At 71.2% G+C, this 6,973-nt stretch carries 9 protein-coding genes; 3 read left to right on the top strand and 6 right to left on the bottom strand.

Features of this window, described 5'->3' with window-relative positions:
- The coding region (gene lpqV, locus ACXAID_RS05150; RefSeq protein WP_475021109.1) for a lipoprotein LpqV at positions 1 to 311 on the top strand (311 nt) is incomplete at its 5' end.
- Positions 312 to 348: 37 nt separating this feature from the next.
- Positions 349 to 1,326, top strand: coding sequence for a patatin-like phospholipase family protein (locus tag ACXAID_RS05145; protein WP_475021108.1), 978 nt, complete (start codon positions 349 to 351; stop codon positions 1,324 to 1,326).
- Here ACXAID_RS05145 and ACXAID_RS05140 read toward each other — a convergent pair.
- The 6 genes from ACXAID_RS05140 to ACXAID_RS05115 form a co-directional block, all read right to left on the bottom strand.
- Positions 1,319 to 1,729, bottom strand: a complete 411-nt coding sequence (locus ACXAID_RS05140) for a hypothetical protein (protein ID WP_475021107.1) — start codon at positions 1,727 to 1,729, stop codon at positions 1,319 to 1,321. The genes ACXAID_RS05145 and ACXAID_RS05140 overlap by 8 nt on opposite strands.
- An 82-nt stretch (positions 1,730 to 1,811) precedes the next feature.
- Entirely contained in the window at positions 1,812 to 2,678 is an 867-nt protein-coding gene (locus ACXAID_RS05135; protein ID WP_475021106.1) for a patatin-like phospholipase family protein, read from the bottom strand.
- Positions 2,675 to 3,373, bottom strand: a complete 699-nt coding sequence (locus ACXAID_RS05130; RefSeq protein WP_475021112.1) for a dienelactone hydrolase family protein — start codon at positions 3,371 to 3,373, stop codon at positions 2,675 to 2,677. The genes ACXAID_RS05135 and ACXAID_RS05130 overlap by 4 nt, the downstream gene beginning before the upstream one ends.
- Positions 3,374 to 3,425: 52 nt before the next feature.
- Positions 3,426 to 4,277, bottom strand: a complete 852-nt coding sequence (locus ACXAID_RS05125) for a class II glutamine amidotransferase (protein WP_475021105.1) — start codon at positions 4,275 to 4,277, stop codon at positions 3,426 to 3,428.
- On the bottom strand, positions 4,277 to 4,750 hold the full coding sequence (locus ACXAID_RS05120) for an SRPBCC family protein (RefSeq protein ID WP_475021104.1): 474 nt from the start codon (positions 4,748 to 4,750) through the stop codon (positions 4,277 to 4,279). Before ACXAID_RS05120 ends, ACXAID_RS05125 begins: the two co-directional genes overlap by 1 nt.
- Positions 4,734 to 5,810, bottom strand: coding sequence for an NAD(P)H-dependent amine dehydrogenase family protein (locus tag ACXAID_RS05115; RefSeq protein WP_475021103.1), 1,077 nt, complete (start codon positions 5,808 to 5,810; stop codon positions 4,734 to 4,736). The genes ACXAID_RS05120 and ACXAID_RS05115 overlap by 17 nt, the downstream gene beginning before the upstream one ends.
- Before the next feature lie 176 nt (positions 5,811 to 5,986).
- Here ACXAID_RS05115 and ACXAID_RS05110 point away from each other — a divergent pair, with 176 nt between their 5' ends.
- A complete protein-coding gene (locus ACXAID_RS05110) occupies positions 5,987 to 6,958 on the top strand; it encodes a hypothetical protein (protein ID WP_475021102.1) in 972 nt (323 codons plus the stop codon).
- Positions 6,959 to 6,973 lie beyond the last annotated feature (15 nt).

Here is a 6,973-nt window from a genome sequence, read left to right as displayed (position 1 = left end):
CCCCCGAACCGCAGGCCCCGCCGGGCCCCGGCGAGGTCGCCGTCTCGCCCGCCGGGGTGACCACGGCCGTCGGTGCGCCCGCGGAGTCCACCGAGGACGACTATTTCCAGGCGTGCATGGCTGCGCGGACGTGGATGGAGCAGCAGGGCGGGGATCCGCAGGCACAGATCGAGCCCTTCCTGGCCACCGTGCAGGACGGGCAGCACACGGGTCCGGCCACCTTCGGCAGGCCGTGGCCGGAGCTGTCGCCCGGTCAGCAGTCCGCGGTGATCGTCGCCGTGGAGGCCGCCGCCGATCAGCTGTGCGGCTAGCCGGTCGCAGCGCAGCCGAGCGCGCACAATGAGACCCATGCGGGTGGCATTGGCACTGGGCTCCGGCGGAGCGCGTGGCTACGCACACATCGGCGTGATCAACGAACTGCACGAGCGCGGCCACGAGATCGTCGGCATCGCCGGGTCGTCGATGGGTGCGCTCGTCGGCGGCCTGGAGGCCGCCGGCAAGCTCGACGAATACGCGGTGTGGGCAAGCTCTTTGACCCAGCGGGCGGTGCTGCGCCTACTGGACCCGTCGATCGCCGCCGCCGGGGTGCTGCGCGCCGAGAAGATCCTCGAGGCGGTCCGGGAGATCCTCGGCGAGGTGACCATCGAGGAACTGCCGATGCCCTTCACGTCGGTGGCCACCGATCTGATCACCGGCCGATCCGTCTGGATGCAGCGCGGACCCGTCGACGACGCGATCCGGGCGTCGATCGCGATCCCGGGAGTGATCACCCCGCACGTGCTCAACGGCCGGCTTCTCGCCGACGGCGGCATCCTCGACCCCATCCCGATGGCGCCGATCGCCGCGGCCCCGGCCGAGGTCACCATCGCGGTCAGCCTCGGCGGCGACGACCCGGAGGTCCAGCGCGGTGAGCGCGAGGCCCGCCCGACGGCCGATTGGCTCAACAGGATGTGGCGCAGCACCTCGTCGTTGCTCGACACCAAGACCGCGCGCAGCCTGCTGGACACCCCGACGGGCCGCTCGGTGCTGGGCCGGTTCGTCGAGCCCGAGGAGGACCCCACCGGGGAGCCCAGCGTCCCGGTGGTGCCGCGGCTGGGCGGCTTCGAGGTGATGAACCGGACCATCGACATCGCGCAGGCCGCGCTGGCCCGCCACACCCTGGCGGCCTATCCGCCGGATCTGCTGATCGAGGTGCCGCGCACGGTGTGCCGCAGCCTGGACTTCCACCGCGCCGACGAGGTCATCGAGATCGGCCAGGAACTGGCCAGCCTGGCACTGGACACCCTGGACCTGCCGGACCCACCGGACCCGCCGGCCGTCAGCTGAGCTGGGTGAGCGTGAACGTGTAGTGCTCGCCGACGTAACCGGGTTCGCCGCACACGAAGTCCGGCCCCCACGTCGTGGTTCCCTGCAACGTGGCCGCGTCGATGGCCACATTCCTGGTGCCGGGTGATTCGGTGCCGTCCGCACAGGCGTACTCGTCCGGATACACCTGGGCATACCGCCACTGGCCGTCCACCAGGTGGGCGCGCACATCGGTGATCCCCGAGTCGCTGACGATGTGCGCGCAACCCGGGCCGCACGGCGTCACGAACACCTTGTTGGTGGTGCCGTCCTCGGCGACATAGCGGAACGTGCCCTTGAAGACCGGCCCGTCGGCGAATGCCGGAGCGGGCGACCCGACCATGACACCGACACCGGTCGCCGCGATGAACAGACGGATCTTCACTTTCCCCCTGCCCGCAGGTTCTCCTGCACCGGTGAGACGAAGCGTAGAGCGTGCCCGGCGGAATGTCCTGGCTACCTTGCGTTCACCGGTCCAGGAACTCGGCCACCCGGGCGGCCTCTCGCCGGCCCTGGGCCCGACCGGCCCGCGCCGCGGGTTCGCGACAGGCCGGGTCCAGCGGGTTCGGCCCGAATGCCGCGGTCGACTCGGCGTCGGCGAACACCGCCAGCGCCGCGCCCGGGAAAGACGTGATCTCGTCGACGGCGCCGGTGCCCCACGGTGACGGCGAGTCGGCCGGGGAGGGAACCAGTGCCACGGCCACCGCGCAGTCACTCGCAGCGATCATGTTCACCGTGCTGCCCACGCCGCCGTCCATGAACCGGCGGGCTCCGATCGGGACGGTGGGCCACACCCCGGGCACCGCGCAGCTGGCTGCCACCGCATCGACCAGGTCGACTCCGGATTCGTTGTCGAACACCGCGAGTTCGCCGGTGGCAATGTCGATCGCGGTGATCCGGAGGGTCCGCTCGGGCCACCGGTGGGCGGGCAGCCGGGCCTCGATCACTGCGCGGCGCACGGGTTCGGCGACGGTGTCGGCCTCGGCGGCGACGGCACCGATCTTGCGCAGCTTCTCCTCCCGGCTGGCCCCGGGGGTGAGCATCGCGGACAGGAACAGACCGGTGATGTCCTCCACTGAGACACCGGGGTTGATCTCGTGCGCACCGCCCGCTTCGGACAGCTGGCGGGCGTAGAGGTCGTCGAGGGCGACACCGCTGCCGAGCTGGGCGGCCACCGTCGAACCGGCCGAGGTTCCCAGCAGCACGCCGGAGTCGAGCAGGGCCCGGGCGGCGTCGGGCTGCTCGTCGCCGATCCCCAGCAACACTCCGGTTTCCCAGGCGATGCCGGCCAGGCCTCCGCCGGCCAGCACCAGCGCCCGGCTGGGCCCGGTCACCGGTCGGCCGCCAGGTGCGTGGCGAAGAAGTCGAACACCCGCCGGTACGCATCGTCGGTGACCTCGGCGTCATGGCCGAATCCGGCGATGCGCAGCAGCGGCTGGGCGGGCAGTTCGTTGGCGAACGAATGCCCGGCCCGGGGGTACACCTTGACGTCGTTGGGCACCCCGGCGCGGTCGAGCACCGTCGTGAGCCGGGGCGGGTTGCCGATGTTGAGCACATCGCGGCGGCCGTAGCTGGCCACCACCGGGCAACATCCGTCAGCCAGGAAGTCGTAGTTGTGCATCGGGGACGGATAGAACGGGGCCGACGCGTCGAAACCCTTGGTGGACATGACCAGAGCGAAACCGCCACCCATGCAGAAACCGGCGACGCCGACCTTTCCGGTGCAGTCCGCCCGGCCGGCCAGCGCAGCGCGGGCGGCGTCCAGGTCGTCGACGGCCTCACCGCTACGCTGTGCCAGCGACCGCATGACCGTCCGGACGCAGCGCACGTAGGCCCTGCGGGAGAACAGATCCGGAGCCAGCGCCAGGAATCCGTTGTCGGCGAAGCGCGCGGTGTTGCGCCGGATGTCGTCGGAGAGCCCGAAGGCGTCGTGCACGACCACCACCCCCGGCCACGGCCCCTCGCCCGGCGGAACCGCCAGCGCCGCGCCCACCGGGCCGGTGGGGGTGCTCACTTCGATGCCCGTCACGGTGCTCTGCGCCACGGTCGACTCCTTCCGGGGGTCTGGAGGTTTCGTTCGGTCACTGCTGGCTCTCGGCGGCCACACCACCGAGGTCGGCCATCGTCAACCGGTGCCGGGGCGGCGGGAGCCGACCGGTGCTGCTGCTGATGGCCAGGTCGGCCCCGACGTGGATCAGTTCGCCGTCGGACATCGGCCGCCACCCGGGGTCGTGGTCCATCCGTTCGGTGGCGAACACCACCGAGGGGACGTCGGCCAGGTGTCGGGACTGGCTGCGGATCCTGGTGCTGCGCATCGCGAACGGGCTGGTCCCGGCCGGGCGGCGATCGAGGACGAACAGGTCGTGGGTGTCGGGATAGCGCAACGCCCACATGTCGGTGGCGGTACACAGCAGGATGTTGAGGGCGAAGATCGGCACATTGTCGGTTAGCCAGCTCAGTGCGTCCAGCAGCCCGACCTCGACGTCGCCGCCGTGGGCCCGCACCGACGCGGTGATCAGGGCGAACACCCGTTCCGAATCCGTCTGCCCGGCTACGAGGTCGGTTGCCGACATCTCGCCCAGCCGAGCGTCGAGCACCTCGAGCCCGGTCACCACGCCGTTGTGCGCGAAAAGCCGGTTGTCCTGGCAGAACGGGTGGGTGTTGGCGACGTCGGCGCCGCCGGTCGAGGCGTATCGGACGTGGGCGAGAAACGTCGTGCCGGTGAGCTCCCTGGCCTCGCGGGCGAATGCGGTGTCCTGCCACGCCGCGATCGGCTGCTTGTCGACGACGGCGTGGCCCTGCGCGTCGAACATTCCCAGACCGGTGCCGTCGGGGTTGCGCCGGCTCTGTTCGGCCAGACTGTCCGGGGCGCCGATCAGCCAGAACGTGGCGGACACCGTGCCGCCCGCGTGCAGGCCGAACAACCGGCACATCAGGACAGCAGTTCGGCCGCGAGTTGTTCGAGCCCCTGCCGGGCGTAACCACGCCACAGCGCCGCGAACGCCGGCATCGCCACCGCACCCGCGCGCGACTTCGGGTGCACCACCCAGCGCCAGGTCACCTCGGTGCCGGTGCCCGCGGGGGTGAACCGCCACTGCCCCTCGATGTGGTCCACCAGCGGCGCCAGCGGCCCGGTGATCTGCGACAGCGTGTAGCCGAACGCATTCGGCGGGTCGAGCCTGGTGAGCTCCTCGCGCATGCTGCCGCCGCCGACCTGGACGACGGTGCGGGTCTGGCCCGTGCTGGTCCAGTCACCGGACTGATCTCGGACGGCCTTCACCGGCGCGATGGGTCCGTACCAGCGGCTGAACAGCGTTGGCAGCGCCATCGGAAGGGTGCGGTCGAACGCGGCGCCGACGTCGACGGGGATCGCGCGCGACTGTTCCATCTCATGGGGTGCGGGCATGTTCCGATGCTAGCCCCACCCGCGGGGCGGCTGTGCCGCTGAGCAGCGGCAGGTCGAGGTAGGTGGCGATGCCGGGCGGCGCGGCGCACACCGCGGGCACCGAGTTCACGCAGTGGGCGGCGGTGGCGACGATGCCGGACTCGGGACCGGTGTCACCGAACTCGGACTGGAAGCCCTTGACCACGACGGTGAAGTCCGGATTGCCCTGCACCTGCATCTCGTAGCGTTGCCCTTCGGGTCCGAAATCCCATGCCGGGTCGAGGTTCTGCTCACCCATCAACCAATTGACCGTCACCCGCACGACGACCTCGTCACCGACGAGGGCCTCCCAGTGGAACTTGCGGGCCGCCACCTGGCCGGCCTCGATGGTGCCCATCGGAGAGTCGATCGGCGCGGTGGCCACCGCGACCTCCTGCGCCGAACGCACCTGCGGCTCGGCGGCGAAACCCATCTTGTCGACGATCATCCGCACCGACTGAATGAATCCCCCGTCGAGTAGCTTCTGCATCGGCCCGGTGAGCGCCTTCTCCGGGGTGTCGCCGAACCCCATCACATAGCGGAGCACATCGGGCGCCTCGTAGGTGCGCAGGTCGGAGAACTCCTCGGCGCGAACGAACGTCACACCGGTGGACATCGCCGAGAGCACCAGCGGGAACTTCTCGCTGATGCCGCCCGGGGCGATGCCGGTGCCGTGCAGGGTGGCCCCGCCCTCCAGCGCCGCGGCGCGCAGCGGTGCGGCTTCACGGTCGGAGGGGTAGAACCAGCCGACCGGGCTTACGACGTTCTTCCCCGACCGCAGCAGGGCGGCCACTTCCTCGGGGTTGGGCAGCAGCGGGGTGTAGATGACGGCGTCTGCGTCCAGCGCCAGGATGTCGTCGACGCTGTCGGTGGCGGTGATTCCGACCGGCGCGGTGCCGACCAGCTCACCGACGTCCCGGCCGGCCTTGGCCGCCGAATGCACCCAGCACCCGGCCAGCTCCAGTTCGGGATGTTCCAGCACCCCTTTGACGGCGGCGACGCCGACCCCGCCGGTGGCCCACTGCACGACGCGCAACGCCATGTCGTCTCCTCTCCCAGACCCAAAACTGGAACACGTTCTATTCACATCTACCGCAGACCCCGCGCGCCGCGACCCGGAATCGCCAACCCGAGGTCGTCGCGCCGTTGCCGGTGTGTGCGGCGGGGCCCGCGATTAGGGTGATCAATGGCGGTTCAACCACCACGACAGGAGCGACGATGAGCGACCCGAACGGGGAGTCCGGCGTCGGCTCCCCCCAGGAACAACCGGACCAGCCGGGGCCGTCCACGCCCGCCGCACCGCCCCCGAGCGGATATCCACCGCCCCCACCCGGCAGCGGCTACCCACCGCCCCCACCGCCGGCCGGGAGTGGCTATCCCCCGCCCCCCAGCGGGAGCGGCGGCTATCCCCCGCCGCCTCCGCCGGGTGGTTCGCCGTATCCGCCGCCGCCACCGGGCGGCCCGCAGTATCCGCCGCCGGGCGGGGCGTCGTATCCGCCGCCGCCCGAGGGGCCACCACCGGGTTGGCCGGCACAGGGTTCCCCATCCGGCGGCGGCAGCGGCGGAAAAGGCGCGATCATCGCGCTGTTCGCCGCGGCCGGGGTGGCCATCCTGGTCTTGGGCGCGATCGGCGTCTGGCTGGTGTTCGGATCCGACGACTCGGGATCGGGAACCGCCGCCACCACCTCGAGCGCCGCGCCGACCGCGACGGCCTCGCGTGAGCCCACCCGCGGGTCCCGGACCAGCACACCGCCCCCACCGCCGGACGAATCCCTCAGCGAGCAGTTGATGGGGCTGCTGTCGGTCGGCCACGACGCATCCAACTGCGAGCCGGTCACCCCGCCCGGCGGCAGCGCGCTGGCCACGGTGGACTGCGAACAGTCGAACATCCCGGGAGGACCGGCGAACACCCGCTATTCGCTGTTCGACGATCTGAGCACCCTCGATGCCGGTTTCGACGCGGCCACCGGGGTCAACGAGGAACTGCTGCCCTGCCCGGGTACCGGCATCGAGTCGCCGACGACGTGGCACTACACCGACACTCCCGACGATGTCGCGGGCAAGGTCGCCTGCGGCACCTACAACGGCACTCCGGACCTGGTCTGGACGAACGACGCGTCGCTGGTGCTGGCCGACGCCCAGAGCCCCGATCTGGCCGAACTGCACGACTGGTGGCTGGAGTTCGGCTGAGCCGGCGCGCTACGT

The sequence above is a fragment of the Mycobacterium sp. ABE4_509 genome (assembly GCF_056160785.1).
This window is presented reverse-complemented; position numbering and strand designations above follow the sequence as displayed.

Coding starts and splice junctions, on each gene's coding strand:
- ACXAID_RS05145 (WP_475021108.1), top strand. CDS start 349: ATGCGGGTGGCATTGGCACTGGGCTCCGGCGGAGCGCGTGGCTACGCA.
- ACXAID_RS05125 (WP_475021105.1), bottom strand. CDS start 4,277: ATGTGCCGGTTGTTCGGCCTGCACGCGGGCGGCACGGTGTCCGCCACG.
- ACXAID_RS05120 (WP_475021104.1), bottom strand. CDS start 4,750: ATGCCCGCACCCCATGAGATGGAACAGTCGCGCGCGATCCCCGTCGAC.
- ACXAID_RS05115 (WP_475021103.1), bottom strand. CDS start 5,810: ATGGCGTTGCGCGTCGTGCAGTGGGCCACCGGCGGGGTCGGCGTCGCC.
- ACXAID_RS05110 (WP_475021102.1), top strand. CDS start 5,987: ATGAGCGACCCGAACGGGGAGTCCGGCGTCGGCTCCCCCCAGGAACAA.